This is a genomic window from Flavobacterium aerium (genome assembly GCF_030766725.1).
In the GTDB taxonomy this organism is placed as follows: domain Bacteria; phylum Bacteroidota; class Bacteroidia; order Flavobacteriales; family Flavobacteriaceae; genus Flavobacterium; species Flavobacterium aerium.
Genome location: NZ_JARQWR010000007.1, coordinates 38,776 through 57,548, shown reverse-complemented (window position 1 = coordinate 57,548; position 18,773 = coordinate 38,776). Strand labels below are relative to the sequence as shown.

Below are 18,773 nucleotides of genomic sequence, written 5' to 3'. Positions count from 1 at the left end.
TTAGTTCTTTTTAAGTTCTTTGGTTGCTTTTACAATACTTTCAGAAATGTTGGTTAACCAAATTAATTGTTCAATAACCAATTGTGCTTCCTGCATTTTTTGATGAAAAGCTTCACGATCAATTTCTTCAAATCCTTCTTTTAATTCTTTTTCTCGAAGAGCTTTTAGCTCCGTAAAACGTAAGGCTAAATCTTCCTGTACAGTACTGTCAAGCGCTTGATTAATAGGGATTTCATCTTTTAAAATGCCAATAGCATAATCTAAGTTCTTGATTACAGCATTTACAACGACATTAAAAGCTTCCGATGCTTTTGTCGTTTTATACGATTGTACAAAAGTACCTAATGATGCAGAAGACGATAATAGAGTATGATTGAGGACCACAAATTTATAGGCTTGTGGCATTTTCTTTTGTTTCGATTTTGGTTCTTGTACCATACGTTGGAAAGAAGCCATTAAGTTTCCTATTTCAATCAGCGCATTTTTACGACTTATTTTATAAGCCGTCGTTACTTCTCCTTTATTATTATAGAAAATAGAAATCTGATTCAGATAATTCCGATTGGCTTCAATAGATTTTTCCATATACAATGGAAGACTGAGAAATTCCCAAGACGGCCAGAGTAGATAGTTTGCAAAGAAAGCCAATCCAGCACCTACTAAGGTATCCAATATTCTAAACTGAACAACATCTTGAACATTAGGCGTTAGCATTCCATAAATAAAAATCACATAAATCGTAACAAAGGTGGCGCTAATTTTATAGTTGATCTGTGTAAAAGATAATCCCAGTAACATGGATAAAATGACCATGATAGCCAAAATGGTATTGTCATGTACAAATGAAATAATTCCAAAAGCAATTAATCCACCCAATACAGTTCCAAAAGCCCGTTCGAAAGAACGCTTTTTTGTAAGTCCGTAACCAGGACGCATAATTACAACGATAGTTAATAAAATCCAGTATACATTCTGGAAAGGGAGAAATTTACCAATAATAAAACCAATCAGCATGGTTATCGTTAGACGCAATGAATGTCTGAAAATAGTGGAAGAAAAACTAAGATTCTGTGTTAATAAGCTTAATGGATAATATAAAGGAGTCAGGAATTTTTCTAAGTCCTTATCATCTTTTTTATAGTCTTGTGGATTGATAGCCTCTGTAAAAGCGCGCTCAATAATTCTAATTTTCTCAATTTGTTTTTCAGCATAGTTGTGCATATTGGTCAATATCAATACGCCTTCTGTAGCTTCAGGTTCACCAACTTCGTCTTTATAGTGATTTATGGCTGCTTTTAGTGCTTCTAAATCACGGTATAAATTATGATTAGAAACATATTTAGAACGGCTTTCTACACTTTTAGAAAGCTTTTTGAGTGTAGCAGCTAAATTATAAGCTAGATTTTGATAAGTATTCAGAACGTGATGATGATGATAAAACTTCTTGTTCAGTTTTGCATGATCAAAAGAAGTTGACATGGCCAATTCGAGGACTTCTACTAAAGCAGAAAATACAATCATCATTTTTCGATTTTGATTGGATGTGCCTGAATTCGCTCGATTACGGAAAAGAACCTCTCTTAATGTTTCGTGTATCGTATTGATTTCTACTTGAAGATGCAGTTGTTTTTCGGTAATCTTAGTTCTATTGGCCTCTGGATGCCATAAATCTCCTCTTAATTTTAAATACTTAGAGGTTAGTTTAATGCATTCAGCAGTTTTTAATTCGGCAAAACGATAAGGTTGAATGTAATAAAAAATCAAAGAAACCAATAAATAGAATAAACCTCCAGCGACAAGTAATCCACCGTGCATTAATAGCTCCCAACCTTTGTAAATATTGCTAAATACTAACGCAATAGAAACTAAACTTGAAAATGAAATCATTGAAGCTCGTTGACCATAGACTGATATCATCGAGATGAAAAATATCATAATTGCCAAAGTAGGATACAATACCCAGGGACTCAAAGCAGCAAGACTAATCAATAAAGCACTACCCGCAGCAATAAGTATCGCTACAATCAGTCCTTTTATTTTATGAGGAAGATTACTTGGGATATCACTTGGGTATGTTAAAAATGCACCCAAAGCAATGGTAAATCCAATATGAAACTGACCCATATTAGCCAATATAATCACAGGTACCGCTGCGGATATTGTGACTTTAAGAGCATTTGTGAACTCAGTACTATCGGTAAAACTTCGGACTTTATTAATCATTGTGAATCGGTTGCTTACAAAGATAATAATTGAGGGAATATTTAGATAAAAAAGATGCTGTGATTTCTCACAATTTTCTGCTAAAGTTAAAAGAGTCCTTCTTGCATATTTTAAGAGTTATCTAATTTTATTTTTTACTATTTTTGCGGTTTGTATTATAGCGTGAGTTACTCATGTTAAAAATAATGCAGCAATTTTAAATATTTAAAAATATGATTTTACCTATTGTAGGATATGGTGATCCGGTTTTAAGAAAAGTAGGCGTAGAGATTTTACCAGATGATCCTAAATTAAAAGATCTAATCCAGAATATGTACGATACAATGTATAATGCATATGGTGTAGGTTTGGCTGCTCCACAAGTAGGTCAAGCTATACGATTGTTTGTTATTGATACATCACCATTTGGTGAAGATGAAGACCTATCAAAAGAAGAGCAGGATTTATTGAAAAGTTTCAAGAAAACATTCATTAATGCTACGATTTTGAAAGAAGAAGGGGAGGAATGGGGTTTTAACGAAGGTTGCTTGAGTATTCCGGATGTACGTGAAGATGTATACAGAAATGAAAAAATTACCATCGAATATTTTGATGAAGATTTCAATAAGAAAACAGAAGTTTATGATGGATTAATCGCTCGTGTAATTCAACACGAGTACGATCATATTGAAGGAATTCTGTTTACCGATAAAATTTCATCATTAAAAAAGCGTTTAATCCAGAAGAAGTTGCAAAACATCATGGAAGGTAAAGCACGACCAGATTATAAAATGAAATTTATTGCCAAAAAAGGCAGATAATTTTGAAATTCAAATGAAACAATAGATATTTGTTACCCTATAAAAAATTATAAAATGAGTTTAGAAAAAATATTAGCCATTTCTGGAAAACCAGGTTTATATGCATTAAAAGTTCAAACACGCTCAGGATTTGTAGCGGAATCTTTAATCGATGGCAAAAAAGTAACAGTGGGATTGAGAAGTAATGTAAGTTTGTTATCTGAGATTTCAATCTATACTTATGATGAAGAGAAACCATTGGCAGAAGTAATGAGAGCTATTGCTGAAAAAGAAGACAATGGACCTGCATTATCGCACAAAGAAGACAAAGAAAAGTTAGAAGCTTACTTCAAAGAAGTATTGCCAGACTATGATGAAGATAGAGTATATCCATCGGATATTAAAAAAGTATTAAACTGGTACAACATGTTACAAGCTAAAGGTTTAGTAACAAAAGATATGAGTGTGAAAGCCGCTGCTGAACCAACGGAAACGGTTGCTTCTACAGAAGAATAAATATTCCTTAAATTTTAATTAAATCCTGTGATCCATTTCTTTTGGATGACAGGATTTCTTATTTTTACATAAATCTGTTTTTTATGAATTCTAGAGAAATACAACTGAAAGCATTTGGTCGATTATTGGATATAATGGATGACTTGCGTGAAAAATGCCCGTGGGATAAAAAACAAACCCTAGAAAGCTTACGTCACCTAACAATTGAGGAAACATACGAGTTAGGGGATGCTATTTTAGATAATGATTTACCGGAGATCAAAAAAGAGCTAGGAGATGTATTATTGCATATTGTATTTTACGCCAAAATAGCGAGTGAAACGAATGAATTTGATATTGCAGATGTAATTCATAGTATTTGTGAAAAATTGATTCATCGTCATCCTCATATATATGGTGATGTAGTAGTACAAAATGAAGAAGAAGTAAAACAAAACTGGGAAAAGCTAAAATTAAAAGAAGGAAAAAAATCAGTTTTGGAAGGTGTACCCAATAGTTTACCAGCATTAGTTAAAGCAAGCCGCATTCAGGAAAAAGTAAAAGCAGTAGGATTTGATTGGGAAGAACCAAATCAAGTATGGGAGAAAGTACAGGAAGAAATGAATGAATTGCATGCGGAAGTAGAAAAAGGTAATCTAGGCGAAATGGAGGCTGAATTTGGAGATGTATTGTTTTCGATGATTAATTACGCCCGATTCTTAAAGATCAATCCTGAGGACGCTTTAGAACGAACAAATAAGAAATTTATTAAACGCTTTAAATATTTAGAATCTAAAGCTGAAACATTAGGGAAATCATTAGCAGATATGACCTTAGCCGAAATGGATGTTTTTTGGGAAGAAGCTAAAAAGATATAAATACGAAGAATAAAAAAAGCGAAATCAATTGATTTCGCTTTTTTGTATCTAGTAACAAATAATTTTATTTTAAGTTTCGAACTTGTTTAAGTTTTGCTTTCCAAGTTTCTAGAGATTCTTTGTGTTTCTCTATATTTTTGCGCACTTCAAGAATAAAAGGATTGTCTTTTTTTGCACTAGTGATGAATTGAATGTTATTCTCTAATTGGAATATTTCACTTTGAACTTCATCAATCTTACGCATCAAGAAGATTTTTTCATTCTCTAATTTACGGGTATCGTCCATTTCAACCAAATGATCCATTCTGTTTGAGAATTTCACCATTTCAGTATCTTTCTTACTCAAGCTTAATTTGTCAAATAATGCATCTAGAATTTTATTGAATTTCCCTTCAATATGTCTTCTTGCAAATGGAACTTTACCAAATGTTTTCCAAGTTTCAATATGTGCTTTTATAGCGTCAAGATCCGTTTTATGATCCCCTACAAGTTGGAATTCTCTCAGTGTTTCAAGATAAGCTTTCTTCTTTTCAAACGCTTCAATTTCTTCTGAATTAACCTCGTTCTTTTGAGCGTGTAATTTGTCGAAATAATGATTACAAGCCGTTTTGAATTCTTTCCAGATTTTATCAGAATATTTTCTAGGAACATGGCCAATATTTTTCCATTCTTCCTGAATTTGCTTCATAACCGGTGTTGTAGCGGCAAAATCTTCACTGTCTTGTAATGATTTCGCTTTCTCGATTAAAGCAGTTTTAAGGTTTAAATTATCCTGTTGTTCTTTTTTGATGTCTTTATAGAAAGAGTTTTTAAGTGTATTGAAGTTCTTTACAGCATTTTTAAAGGCTAACCATGTTTCTTCGTTAACTTCAATAGGCACTTTTCCTGCATTAAAGAAATCATTTCGTAAAGCTTCTACTTTTTCGATTTGGCCTTTCCATAATGCATGCACTTCTACTTTTTCAGTAGCAAGGGCTTCAATTTTAGTAATGATTTCTTTTTTCTTTTCTAAGTTCACTACTTCGCCTTCACGTTGCTTTTCAAAAAGAACTTCTCTTTTATCATGCATTTGTTTAGTTAACGCACTAAATTTATTCCAGATTTCATTACGGTGGTCTTTTGAAACAGGACCAATTTCTTCTTTCCAGATTTTATGTAAAATCTGTAATTCTCTGAAAGCTTTATTTACATCCTCTTCCTGAAGAAGTTCTTCTACACGGTCAATGATTTTGTTTTTAAGCTCTAAGTTGTGTTTAAAGTCTAAATCACGTGCTTCGCGATCTAAGTGTAAATAATCGTAAAAGTTCTCTACGTGAAAATGATAATTATTCCAAACGTGGTTGTATTTATCTCTAGGAATAGGACCAGCCGTTTTCCAACGCTCTCTTAAGTCATTAAAATGCTTAAGCGTATCTTTGATATTCTCTTCAGGATTAATTAAGTTTTTTAACTCCTCAATAATTGTTAATCTATTTTCTAGATTACTTTTTAAATTGGTTTGTAAACTTTTAAAGTGAATATTTTTTTTGTCTTTATATTGATTGTATATGTTGTCGAACTTGTTCTTTTCAGGTAAATGATATTCAAATTCTGTAGTGTCTCCATCATTTTCATTAGCATGCTCTTCTTTTTTCTCATCAATAAAGTGATGGTATTTAGAAGTGAACTCTTTGCGTATTTCCTCAACATGTTCTTTAATCGACATTACTTTCTCGTTTGTAACTAGTTTTTCTAGTTCCTCAACGAGTTGTGCCATATCCATTGCCTCATAATTTTGCATAGGAATAGTGTGACGATCCTGTAATGAATCATCTTCACTTTCTTCAGCATTTGAATCTTCAATAGATTCAATAGCTTTCTGATGCTCATTTTGAGAGTTGTCTTGTACTTCGTTTAATTGACCTCCGTCTGCATCTTGCAGGTTATCATTCTTTTCTTCTAACATCTTTGAAATGTTTAAGGTTTATACTACTTTAATGTTGGAAAGATAATAAAGGCTAATCAAAATTCAAAGAAAAAGAAATGATTAAATCAATATTTACCGTTAATAACTGCCTATTTCTGAATTAGAAACATCATTTTTTTAAGGTTTTGGAATTTTACTATTCCAAATTGACCATGCTTTTTCTGCTTGAAAAATAAGCATGTCGTACCCATTTTTAATTTGTGCTCCATGTGCTTTCGCCTGCTTTAAAAAAGACGTTTCTTCAGGATTATAGATTAAATCATAAGCAATATGCTTCGTCGTGAAGAGTTCATAAGGAAGCGGTGGGCATTCTTCGGTATTTGGGAAAGTTCCAACAGGTGTGCAATTGATGATGATTTGATATTCATCAAAAATTTCTGAATTGATACTATCATAGCTGAATTCATATTCAGAAGGGTTTCGGGATACAAAATCATATTCTATTTTTAGCTTTTTTAAAGCATAGGCAACAGCTTTGGAAGCTCCGCCAGTACCGAGAATAAGAGCTCTATTGTGGTACTTTTTTAATAAAGGTTTTAATGATTTTCTGAAACCATGGAAATCGGTATTATAGCCGACTAAAGTGCCTTTTTTTGTTACTTTAATAGTATTGACTGCCCCAATTTTTTTGGCGTTTTTTGAAACTTTATCTAAGTAGGGAATGATGGCTTCTTTGTATGGAATCGTAACATTTAGACCTCTAAGTGTAGGGTCATTTTGGATCACAGTTGGAAACTCTTCAATGCTTTGAAAATCAAAATTATTATAGCTGTACTGCTCTAATCCTTGTTCTTCAAATTTTTCAGAAAAATATTTTTTGGAAAAAGAATAATTTATATTTCTTCCAATTAAACCAAAGTGTTTTGCTTTTTTTGTTTTGTTTTTCATCGCGTACAAAAATTTAAATACTAAGCCCTGCTTATTGTTAAAAAAATGCGGTCAAACCTTTTATTAGAAGGTGAGACCGCAAAGTAATCATTATTTTAGAATAGTTTCTAAAAATATAGGTTAAGATTTTCTATGCTTTTCAATACAGTTCTGAACCATTTTGCGTTCCCATACAATAGGGAATAACTCTTCAATTATAGTGTGATTTTCAAAGTTAATTCTCAACCCATTGCTCAGGTGAAATTTACCTTTTGTATCTTCTTGTACCATGAAATTTAATCCCGCCAAACGGTATTCAATCTCATCATTATCGGTGAAATACTCTGATGCTTGTAAAAGCGTTTGAATCGCACTTTCAAATTCACCTAAGAATTGTAAAATATCGGTCCAAAACATCCAAGTGTCTAACTGATAGTCTCCAAATTCTACTGCTTTTCTAAAACCATATTCAGCTTCTTCAAAAAAGTTTAAAGCTTGATTGATTGTTGCATAGCGTTTCCAATATAATTTATTCTCATTGTCAATACCCAATGCTTTGTTTACATAGTACAATGCTTTTTGGAAGTTTTTTTGACGAATATAAAAATCGGTAATTGCAATCCAAGCTTTGTCCAATAAAGGATCTTCATGAACTGTTTTATGGTAATATTTTAAAGCCAATACTTTGTTACCAAGGCGCTCATAACATTTTCCAATACGCAATAAGGCAAACGACGTAGGGTCGTCTAACTCAATGGTTGTATTGTAACTTGCAATAGCCTCTTCATAAAGCTTTAGTTTTTCTAGTGATTTGGCTTTTTCTAAGAATGCACCTAAGAATGATTCATCTATTAATGTAGCATAATCAAAGGCTCTTAATGCATTTTCATAATCTTTTAGGGTATAATATTGTCTCCCTAATTGATGCCATGCCACTTCACTATAAGGATTCTTGTCGATGAAAGAATTTAAGAAGTCTATGGCTTCTTGATTCTGATCTAGAAAATCGAAACAGTAAACTACGTTATATAATGCGGAATGATCTTCTGTGTCTTCTTCTAAACATTTGATGAAATTATCTTTGGCATATTCTAAATTATCCATGAATAGGTACTCCATCCCAATGAGTGAATATACATCAGCATAATCATCCGTGTATTTTAAAGCAATTTTTAATAATTCAACTGCTTTTTCATGATTGTCTTTTTTTGAAAAAATGTTCGCTTTTTGGATATAGATTTCTTCATTTGTAGGCTCAATAGCATACAATTCATTTAGCATCTTTTCTGCGATTTCAAGTTTATCTTCATAAACTAGCATTTCAATTTGGACCAACTTCAATCCCGTCGATTTAGGGTGTTGTTCCAAGGCTAATTTTAATGCTTTCTTCGCTAAATTGTTTTTACCAATGTCTAAGTAGTGTAGGATAATGTCTTCAAACTCTTCAGAGTCGAAAAACAATACCTTATTGGTTTTCAACATTGATTCAAATTTCGATAAGGATAAATTGTGTTCTTCTTCTTCGTGGCTCAAATTCATACTCAATTATTTTTAAAATTACCCTTAATAAAATTAGGGAACGATATTCGTAAAAGCAGTTAAATTCATAATTGTTGTGAACAATTTAATTAACAATTCTAGGGTTAATTTTCACTCATTACTTCATTCATCACTTCTAACATGATCTCGCATCCTTCTTTAATTTCATTTTCAGAAATAGTTAATGGGGGAGTGATTCGGATAGCGCAACCTTCAAAAAGTAACCAAAACAGAATTAAGCCTCTATCTTGGCATTTTAAAATGATCTGGTTTGTTATTTCAGCACTTTCAGTCATTGCAGCTAACATTAAACCTTCTCCTCTTACTTCTTTAATCAAAGGATGTACCAAAAGTGATCGGAATAGCTTTTCTTTAACGAATGTCTGCGACATAAGGTCCGTTTCAGTGATTTCCTGTAAAGTAGCTAAGCAAGCTGCCGCAATGACAGGGTGACCGCCAAAAGTGGTTACATGCCCAAGTTTTGGATTATTACTTAATAAATCCATTTTTTCGGCAGATGCTGTAAATGCTCCAACAGGCATTCCACCACCCATTCCTTTACCCATTACAACAATATCAGGAACAACATCATAGTTTTGGAAACCGAATAATTTTCCAGTTCTACCAAATCCAGGTTGTATTTCATCCAAAATCATCATAGCGCCCACTTCATCACAACGTTTTCTTACTTTCTGTAAAAATCCATCGTGAGGTTGAATAAATCCAGCACCACCTTGAATAGTTTCTAGTATTATTCCAGCAGTTTTGGTTGTTATTTTTTGTAGATCGGCTTCGTTATTGAATGTAATAAAACGAACATCTGGAATAAGAGGTCTGAAAATTTGTTTACGTTCTTCAAATCCCATTACACTCATAGATCCCATCGTATTCCCATGGTAGGCATTGTGGCAGGAAATTAATTCACTTCGGCCTGTTACTCTACGGGCTAATTTTAAGGCACCTTCTGTAGCTTCTGTACCCGAATTCGTTAAATAGGTCTTATTTAATGGTTTCGGTAGGTGAGAAGCTAGTAGTTTGCAAAATAATACGGCTGGGTCTTGGGCATATTCGCCATAAACCATAACGTGTAAGTATTTGTCTAGTTGATCTTTTATAGCATTGACCACTCTTGGGTGGCGATGCCCTAAACTGCAGGCAGATACTCCTGCAACAAAATCAAGGTATTTTTTATTATTAGTGTCGTATATATAACTCCCTTCAGCGTGAGAAATTTCTAATCCAAGTGGGTGAGGAGAGGTTTGTGCCTGGTATTCGTAAAAATCAGTATTCATATTGAATAGGGTAATCGTTTATTTTATTATTGGAAATCAAAGAAGCTTATTTTGCTTTTTTGGTTTTCGTTTTGTCTTTGTTTTTTGCCTTTTCTGCAGGCTTATTTTTGTCTCTGTCGTAATTTAAAGTTTCAGGTCTAATTTCCATTGGAACACTAATCGCATCTGCATTAATTTTGCTTTGCTTGACAATCGCTTCATGCATTGCATTTTCCTCTGGGGAAAAGAGGTCGTCTTTACTTTTTATTCTTTCATCACCGCGCCATATAAATCCTCGGAGTTTCCGAGCATTTTCGGGCAAATCTTTTTCGGGATAAATATCTCCGTCTACTTTTTTGTAAAAAGTAATGGTACTAATCTGATTGTCTTCTAGTATGATGTTTATTTTGCTACTTACGTTTTTCTCGATACCGTACAGTTCTTGATTGTCGGTATAGGTATAGTAAATTACTTCGGTATTTTTTATAATATCGGCTTCGTGCAATTTGTTGTCCTTGAATTTGCCGTAGAGATTTTGCCCTTTAATCTGATTATAACCTGTGCCTATGGTGTCCTTCTGGACTATAAAGGCATTGTTGAGTACTTTGAGGGAATCTAGTTTTTCTGTTTTTTTATCTGCAATTAAATGCATTATATCACCTGTCATTTGACTTTCTCCATTCCAGATAATTGGTCTACCAATCATTTGGGTTAATCCATTGACTTGATTGGAGTGAATTGAATCACACTTGCCACTCATGTCAATTTTATAGAAACGAGCATTGTCAAAACCACGAATAATTCTGTTTTCAGGTTTACCCGTAACCATCAATACTTTGGCATGGATATATACGGAATCTTTTTCCATTAGATTAATTGCAACAGCTCTTTTCGTGATGTACAATGAATCTTGATTTCTAAAAACTTCTGCATAATGACCTTTTACAATTCCTTTGTTGATGGAATCGGTAATCTTTACATTGTTGGTCGCAGAGGCGAATTCTCTATTTTTGTCATAATACAAGCTATCTCCTTCAATGAGTCGGTTGTTGTATTTTATAAATGATTTTTTGACAAAATGAGCGAAGTTTTTCTTTGTGTCGTAAAATCCTTTTTCAGTATAAATATAATTCTCTTTACTAGTAATGGTTGATGGGCCAAATAGATAGGCATGTCCGGAATTTGTGAAATAATCCAAATGATTGGTCTTAATTACATTCGTAGGATTTGTTACTGTTACCGCTGTAAGGAATTGAAATTTCTTTTGATTGATATAGTATCTTCCGGATTTACTCGTTAAGACATTTTCTTTGTCGCGAATTGTTCCAAAAGAGTTATAATAAGCTTCCTGAATGTTTCGATCAAAATGAATAGTATCAGTGGTTAATGTCATTTGAGGATCTCTCATCACAACACTACCAGATCCTACGGCTTGTTTTGTATCGCCACTATATTCAGCATATTTACTATTCATGAACAGAGTGTCTCCTTGAACCATTTGTACATTTCCAAAGGCTCTGATGTAGTTTTGATTCTTAAAGTAATAAGCTTTATTACAAGTAAGTACAATTCCATCATGTATTGCTCTTACATTTCCATCTAAAACATAGGCATCAGGGATTTCTGTTTGGTTTAAATCCGCAAAGTCAGAATGTTCAATAATAATAGGTTTCTTCTCTTGTGCCAAAAGTGATGGTACATTTAGAAAAAATAGGCAGCAGATAATAAAAAAAGATAGTCTCTTCAATGTAAAAAAAATTTGGTTCAAATTTAGTTAAAAACTTAGCAAAAAGGTTTTAATTAAGAATTATTTATACATCATTTTATGATTGTAGTGCATAAAAAAAGGCCTTAACTAAGTTAAGGCCTTTTTATTGAAAACAATATTTTTATGATTTGATTATTGTTTGAGTTCTATCTGGTCCTACAGAAACAATTGTAATAGGCACTTCAAGTTCTTTTTCAATATAATCGATATATTCTTTAAATTCTGATGGAAGAGCATCATAAGATGTAATTCCAGTTAAATCAGCATGCCATCCTTTTTTCTCAATGAATAGTGGAGTTACATTTTCTGGTTCGATGTTGTACGGTAAGTGAGAAATTTTTTCTCCTTTGTATAGATATTCTGTACAGATTTTTAAAGTATCAAAACCTGACAATACATCGCCCTTCATCATCATTAATTTGGTAACACCATTCACTTGAACAGCATATTTTAAAGCAACTAAGTCAAGCCATCCACAACGACGTGCTCTTCCAGTAACTGCTCCAAATTCATTTCCTACTCTTGCCATAGTTTCTCCATCTTTGTCAAAAAGCTCCGTAGGGAATGGTCCGCTACCTACACGAGTTGTATAGGCTTTGAAAATTCCGTACACTTCTTTAACTCTATTTGGAGCAATACCTAAACCAGTACAAGCACCAGCAGCAGTTGTATTTGAAGACGTAACAAATGGATAAGTTCCAAAATCAATATCTAGCAAAGAACCTTGAGCTCCTTCTGCAAGAATTGTTTTTCCTTCTTTCATAGCGTTGTTTAAATATTCTTCGCTATCGATAAAAGTTAATGTTTTTAATTCTTCAATTGCTTCAAAGAATTCAGTTTCTAATTCTTTAAGGTCGTATTGTAAATCAACATCATAGAATTTAATCATGGCTTCATGTTTATCAGCCAATGCTCTATAACGTTCTTTGAAATCTTCTAGTTCTGTATCACCTACACGAATTCCGTTTCTACCTGTTTTATCCATATATGTTGGACCAATACCTTTTAAAGTAGATCCAATTTTCGCTTTTCCTTTTGAAGCTTCAGAAGCAGCATCTAGTAAGCGGTGTGTTGGTAAAATAAGGTGAGCTTTTCTTGAAATAATTAATCTTGATTTAACATCAATATTAAATTTTAGAAGACCTTCAAGTTCTTTTTGAAAAACAACTGGATCAATTACAACACCATTTCCGATAACGTTAATAGAGTTTTTATGAAAAATTCCAGAAGGAATAGTTCTCAAAACATGCTTGATTCCATCAAATTCTAGTGTGTGTCCAGCATTAGGTCCGCCTTGGAAACGGGCAATAATGTCATATTTTGCAGTAAGCACGTCAACAATTTTTCCTTTGCCTTCGTCGCCCCACTGCAATCCGAGTAGTAAGTCTACGGTCATTATATTTTAATTATTAGTTGGTTGTTTTTTGTTGCCGTAAAGGTATAAAGAATGATTGTGAATTTCAATATCAAAAATCTCTTCTATTGTTTTTTTGATAATTTGTATGCGAGGATCACAGAATTCTATCACTTCTCCAGTATCAGTCATAATTATATGATCATGTTGCTTATCAAAGTAAGATTTCTCATAATGAGCTTGATTTTGTCCAAACTGATGTTTTCTTACTAAAGCGCATTCAAGAAGTAATTCAATCGTATTGTATAAAGTCGCACGACTTACACGATAGTTCTTGTTTTTCATTTTGATGTATAATGATTCAATATCAAAATGATCTTCATTATCATAGATCTCTTGAAGGATAGCAAAGCGTTCAGGCGTTTTACGATGTCCTTTGTTCTCAAGATATTTAGTAAAAACGTTTTTTACAATCTCTTGATTTTTGTTGTTGTCTGTTGTAATAAGTGTCATAATTACCGCAAAGATAAAGTTAATTTTTATAAACTCGTGTTACTTTATCAATTCCATCTATTTTTTTTATGTTTTCGATCAGTCTCTTTAATATTGTGTTATTCTGTACGATAACAACAATTTGGCCATTAAAAATACCTGCATCTCCACTCAACGATATACTTTGGATGTTCACATTCATGTTGTTTGAAATGACTTTTGTCAATTCATTTGTCAAACCTAAAGTATCCATTCCGGTTATGTTTAGAATGGCTTTGAAATCTTGTTGAGACGAGTCAATCCATTTTGCTTGTATAATACGATAAGCATAATTAGATTGTAAACTGATTGCATTTGGGCAATCTTTTTTGTGGACTTTGATTCCTTCATTGATAGTTACAAAACCAAAAACGTCATCACCTGGAATAGGATTACAACAACTGGATAATTTATAATCCAACTTGTCTTGTTCTTTTCCAAAAACCAGCATGTCATAATTGTTACTGATTTCTTCTTTTTGAATATGCTCAGTAGTTGTATTTGGACTGCGTTTAATCTTATTTTTGAAGAAATTGATAAATGTATTGCTCTTTTGAGCAGCGTAATCTTTTAATTGTTGATTGTCTATTGTTCCAACACCTACGCGATAAAATAAATCCAAACTGGTTTTTAATTTGAAAAAATTAACCAGTTCGTTGATTGTACTCTCGTTAAGTGTAACTTTTAAATGTCTTAATTTACGCGTTAGTAGTTCTTTACCATCCTCCGCGATTTTCTTGGTATTTTCATTAAGAACATTTTTAATCTTATTTTTTGCACGGGCAGTCGTTACATAATCGAACCAGTTTGCCGATGGTTTTTGGTTGGGCGAGGTGATGACTTCAATCTGATCTCCGCTTTTCAGTTCGTAGTTTAAAGGAACTAGTTTACCATTTACACGGGTACCTCGAGTATGAACTCCAATTTCGGAATGTATACTGAAAGCAAAATCTAATGATGTGGCTCCTTTTGGGAGTGATTTAATTTCACCTTTTGGGGTGAAAACATAAATTTCCTTTGCATATAAATTCAACTTAAAGTCTTCAACAAAATCCACTGCATTTGCTTCAGAATTTTCTAGTGCTTCTTTCAATAAGTTAAGCCAAGTTTCCATACCGTTTTCTTCCGTATTTCCACCTTGTTTGTATTTGTAGTGTGCGGCGTATCCTTTTTCTGCAATTTCATCCATACGCTCACTACGAACCTGAATTTCAACCCATCTTCCTTTTGGTCCCATTACAGTGATGTGTAAAGCTTCGTATCCTGTAGATTTAGGAGAGGAAATCCAGTCTCTTAATCGACTTGGATTGGGTCTGAAATGATCCGTTACTATGGAGTAAATTTTCCAAGCAATGAATTTTTCTTCATTTTGAGGCGCATTATAAATAATACGAAGGGCAAATTTATCATAGACTTCATCGAAGCTGACACCTTGAACGCGCATTTTTCTACGAATAGAGTAAATGGATTTTGGTCTTCCTTTGATGGTGTAACTGATGCCTTCCGCATCCAAAGATTCTTTCAAAATATCAGAAATATCTTTGATGTATTTATCTTGTTCTTCTTTGGTTTCTTTTATTTTACTAACAATATCATTGTATACTTCTGGTTCAGTATATTTTAAACCTAAGTCTTCCAGTTGCGTTTTAATATTGTAGAGTCCTAAACGGTGTGCTAGTGGAGCATAGATGTATAAAGTTTCAGAAGCAATTTTAGTTTGCTTATAATCCACCATCGAGTCCATCGTCTGCATATTGTGAAGACGGTCGGCAATTTTTATTAGAATTACACGAACATCATCATTTAAGGTCAATAACATTTTGCGGAAATTTTCCGCTTGCATGGATATGTTTTGATCGGTTTTAACTTGGGCTATTTTAGTAAGACCATCAACAATTTGTGCGATTTTTGGGTTGAACATCTTTTCGATGTCTTCTACCGTTATATCAGTATCTTCTACAACGTCATGCATTAATGCAGCGGCAATAGAAGTGGATCCCAAACCGATTTCTGAAGCTACAATTTTGGCTACAGCAATGGGATGGAAAATATAAGCTTCCCCGGATTTACGGCGTTGATCTTTGTGGGCATCAACAGCAATATCGAATGCTTTACGGATTAGTTTTTTATCCTCGTCGGTTAGAGTTTGGTAACTTATGCGCAGTAATTCTTTATATTCACGGGCAATGGCCTTGTTTTCTAATTCAATATCAATATCTGTCATAAGCGTATTCTATCATTTATTAAAGTTAAAACAAAGAATTGGATTTTGCAAGTACATTAACGGTTTGTTGAATCCACTTAGAATTTCATTATTTTTAATGCATTTCATGATGTTATATTGATTTTATCGCAATAAAAAACCTCCAAAAGAGCTAACTTTTGAAGGTTGTAAATAAGTTTAATCGGAGGTGTTAAATTACATCATGTTGTTTGATGAACTTATCATACTATTGAATGCTTCCAGTATTTTAGCCGGTGTACCATCGGGTACAATAAGTCCACGATGAAATTCATGGGTTTCGATTGCAGCTTTCAGTTTTTTAGGATCACTTAATAACTGTTGTAAGGATCTACACTGTGAGACATAACTTTGTGCATTCGATTTAAAAGAATCAATTCGGTACGATGTGTTTCCAAATTCTTTTTCTACTAATTTTTTATCGCCTGCTTTTTCTGTAAAAGCTGAAAAATCGGCACTTACTTTATTGGCCATTGTTTTCACTTTTTCAGGATCCATTTTATTAATTCCATAAATATCTTCGGTGCTTACGTAGTCTAAAAAGTCTCTGGAAGAATTAATAAACATTGTTTTTGCATAGGAGATGTCATAGCCCATTTTTTTGAAATGTTCTAATTCGGCATCTCTTACTTTATTTTGATAGACAATGGTTTCTTCTTCTATAATCAAGTCTAGCTCTTCGAATTTTTTATAGTCTGCAAGAATTAAAGGATATAGCTCTTTTGCTTTGGCATAATCGTCAGATAAAAATTCCTTGATTGCATTATATTCGTATAACTTGTTTACGTTCACTTGTAGTGCTTCGTAGGTTTTTATAAGTTCTTTGGTTGTTTTATCTAATTTTTCAAAACTAGGAGCAGCATCAACTTTCTCGCTTATTTTTTGAACAACATAAGGATGTAATTGAGAAATATATAAACCTCTTTCTTTATCGACAGGTGCCCCTGTTTTATCAACCGATTTTAGATATCCATCTAAGTTGGTGTAGATACTGTTTTTCTGATTGAAAAAATCGATATAGGCGTTGAATTTATCGATTCCGTCATCGGACATTAAAGGATTGTCTGAAGTTTCATTTTTGGTCTCGCTATCGGTATTTTTATTTTCTGTTTTTGAATTACAAGAAAAAAGAAATAAACTGGTTAAGGCAAAAAATAATATTCGTTTCATAAACTATAAATGTTAGAATTTAAGTAAAAATAAAATTATTATCCAGTAAACACAAGGGTTTGCGCCCTAAAAATTTACGATAGTACTTTTTGAGATTATTTTTAGTTGTTCACACGAGTGAAATCTAAATCTTGAAAATCATAACTAAAATCCGTTAAAGGAGAAATTGGTTTCATTTTGATGGTACTTCCATTTCCTTTTTCATCAAAAGTAAATTCCATATAAGCATCAGCATCATAGCTTCGATTAGTCCATTTAACGATGTAGGTATTGTCTTTGTAAAAGAATACTTCACCACTTAAACGAGGTGATTTTTTGGCATCAAACCAAAGTTTTCCTTTTTTGTTACTGATTGTAATCTCGCCCAACCAATTATCCTTGTAGGTTCCTATAATCTTAGTATTATCTGTTTTTTTAGTATTGTTTTTGCGCTCTTTTTCAATGGTTTCCCAAACTTCCTTTGTTATTTTGTTGGCTTCATCAGTATTCGTTTTTACTCTGGATGCATAAAGAGTCACATAGTCAATAGGATCGATTCCTAAATAACCATTTTTAATGGTGTTTGTAACAGCATTGAATGCAGCGCCCACTTGTTGATTTGTGAGTACAATGATTCCTAATTTTAATTCAGGAATAAGAGTCACTTGCGTTACCATTCCTTCTAGTCCTCCCGTATGAGTTACTTGTTTGTATCCTTTTACATCACTTAAGAACCATCCTAAACCATATGCGCTAAAGTGAGTGTTATAAGGTGGAGTAGTGTAGGAAGGCATAATTGTTTGAGGAGCCCACATTTCATAGTGTTCTTTTTTACTGAATAATTGTTTTTCCAATTGATCTCCGTATTTACCATCGTTCATTTGTAGAATTGCCCATTTGCTTAAATCGGCTACACTAGAATAAATGCCTCCAGCAGCATCAATAATTGGATTTTTGTAACGTTCTATTACCTGAACTTTTCCATCAATAGGAGCATGGGCATCAATTAAATTGGAAGTGTTTTTTACTCTGTTTAGAGAAGCACGGCTATTGTCCATTTGTAAAGGTTGGAAGATACGCTCTTCAATAAATTGATCCCAATTCTTTCCACTCACTTTATGAACAACTTCTCCTGCTACGATATACAAAAGGTTGTCATAATCAAATTTTGTACGGAAATCGGAAACGGGTTTTAAGTATCTTAAATTATGAATAATATCATCAATACTAAACTGACTCTGATCTGGCCATAACATTAAATCGCCGGCACCTAAACCTAATCCACTGCGGTGGGTTAATAAGTCACGTATTGTAAATTCTTCCGTTACATATGTATTGTACATTTTAAAATCAGGAATGTACTGGATGACTTTATCATCCCATTTTATTTTTCCTTCATCAACAAGGATGGCTAATGCAGCACAAGTAAAAGCTTTACTGTTTGATGCAATACCAAATAATGTATTCTCATCTACTTTTTTATGTGTGGTTAAAGAGCTCACTCCGTATCCTTTTGCATGGAATATTTTACCATCTTTCACTACAGCCACAGCTATACCGGGAACATCAAAGGTTTTGAGTGTACGTTCTGTCAAATCATCAATTTGTGCAGAAGTTAATACTTGAGCTTTGAGTAGGGTAAGATTACTCATAAAGCAAACTAAAATAATTCCGAGCTTGTAACCTGTAGATTTTTTCATAATGGTTTATC

At 33.1% G+C, this 18,773-nt stretch carries 14 protein-coding genes; 3 read left to right on the top strand and 11 right to left on the bottom strand.

What is annotated here, in order from left to right; translation table 11 throughout:
- Positions 1-2,223, bottom strand: coding sequence for an FUSC family protein (locus tag P6733_RS10675; protein ID WP_306352860.1), 2,223 nt, complete (start codon positions 2,221-2,223; stop codon positions 1-3).
- 212 nt (positions 2,224-2,435) lie between these two features.
- On the opposite strand from P6733_RS10675, the gene def reads away from it, so the two are divergent.
- The 3 genes from def to mazG all read left to right on the top strand — a co-directional run bounded on the left by def (position 2,436) and on the right by mazG (position 4,375).
- Positions 2,436-3,023 (top strand): peptide deformylase, encoded by a 588-nt coding sequence (def, locus tag P6733_RS10670; RefSeq protein ID WP_306352859.1) that lies wholly within the window; start codon positions 2,436-2,438, stop codon positions 3,021-3,023.
- Between the two features lie 54 nt (positions 3,024-3,077).
- Complete coding sequence (locus P6733_RS10665; protein ID WP_306352858.1) at positions 3,078-3,518, top strand: DUF5606 family protein; 441 nt, start codon at positions 3,078-3,080, stop codon at positions 3,516-3,518.
- A gap of 83 nt (positions 3,519-3,601) precedes the next feature.
- Complete coding sequence (mazG, locus tag P6733_RS10660; protein ID WP_306352857.1) at positions 3,602-4,375, top strand: nucleoside triphosphate pyrophosphohydrolase; 774 nt, start codon at positions 3,602-3,604, stop codon at positions 4,373-4,375.
- A gap of 64 nt (positions 4,376-4,439) precedes the next feature.
- Here mazG and P6733_RS10655 read toward each other — a convergent pair whose 3' ends face one another.
- The 10 genes from P6733_RS10655 to P6733_RS10610 all read right to left on the bottom strand — a co-directional run bounded on the left by P6733_RS10655 (position 4,440) and on the right by P6733_RS10610 (position 18,762).
- Complete coding sequence (locus tag P6733_RS10655) at positions 4,440-6,320, bottom strand: DUF349 domain-containing protein (protein ID WP_306352856.1); 1,881 nt, start codon at positions 6,318-6,320, stop codon at positions 4,440-4,442.
- Between the two features lie 138 nt (positions 6,321-6,458).
- Positions 6,459-7,229 (bottom strand): shikimate dehydrogenase family protein, encoded by a 771-nt coding sequence (locus P6733_RS10650; protein ID WP_306352855.1) that lies wholly within the window; start codon positions 7,227-7,229, stop codon positions 6,459-6,461.
- Between the two features lie 120 nt (positions 7,230-7,349).
- The gene (locus P6733_RS10645; protein ID WP_306352854.1) at positions 7,350-8,747 is read right to left on the bottom strand and encodes a tetratricopeptide repeat protein; all 1,398 of its coding nucleotides are present in this window, start codon (positions 8,745-8,747) and stop codon (positions 7,350-7,352) included.
- A gap of 104 nt (positions 8,748-8,851) precedes the next feature.
- Positions 8,852-10,039 (bottom strand): aspartate aminotransferase family protein, encoded by a 1,188-nt coding sequence (locus P6733_RS10640; protein WP_306352852.1) that lies wholly within the window; start codon positions 10,037-10,039, stop codon positions 8,852-8,854.
- Positions 10,040-10,085: 46 nt separating this feature from the next.
- Positions 10,086-11,705 carry an OstA-like protein gene (locus tag P6733_RS10635; RefSeq protein WP_306352851.1) on the bottom strand — a complete coding sequence of 540 codons (1,620 nt, stop codon included), beginning with the start codon at positions 11,703-11,705 and terminating at the stop codon, positions 10,086-10,088.
- A 202-nt stretch (positions 11,706-11,907) separates the two neighbouring features.
- Positions 11,908-13,182 carry an adenylosuccinate synthase gene (locus tag P6733_RS10630; RefSeq protein ID WP_306352850.1) on the bottom strand — a complete coding sequence of 425 codons (1,275 nt, stop codon included), beginning with the start codon at positions 13,180-13,182 and terminating at the stop codon, positions 11,908-11,910.
- Positions 13,183-13,188: 6 nt separating this feature from the next.
- Complete coding sequence (locus tag P6733_RS10625) at positions 13,189-13,653, bottom strand: Fur family transcriptional regulator (protein WP_306352849.1); 465 nt, start codon at positions 13,651-13,653, stop codon at positions 13,189-13,191.
- Positions 13,654-13,672: 19 nt separating this feature from the next.
- Complete coding sequence (locus P6733_RS10620) at positions 13,673-15,895, bottom strand: RelA/SpoT family protein (protein ID WP_306352848.1); 2,223 nt, start codon at positions 15,893-15,895, stop codon at positions 13,673-13,675.
- Between the two features lie 195 nt (positions 15,896-16,090).
- Positions 16,091-17,083: a DUF3829 domain-containing protein gene (locus tag P6733_RS10615; RefSeq protein WP_306352847.1), complete on the bottom strand. Its 993-nt coding sequence runs from the start codon at positions 17,081-17,083 to the stop codon at positions 16,091-16,093.
- 101 nt (positions 17,084-17,184) lie between these two features.
- Complete coding sequence (locus P6733_RS10610) at positions 17,185-18,762, bottom strand: serine hydrolase (protein ID WP_306352846.1); 1,578 nt, start codon at positions 18,760-18,762, stop codon at positions 17,185-17,187.
- Positions 18,763-18,773: the final 11 nt, after the last annotated feature.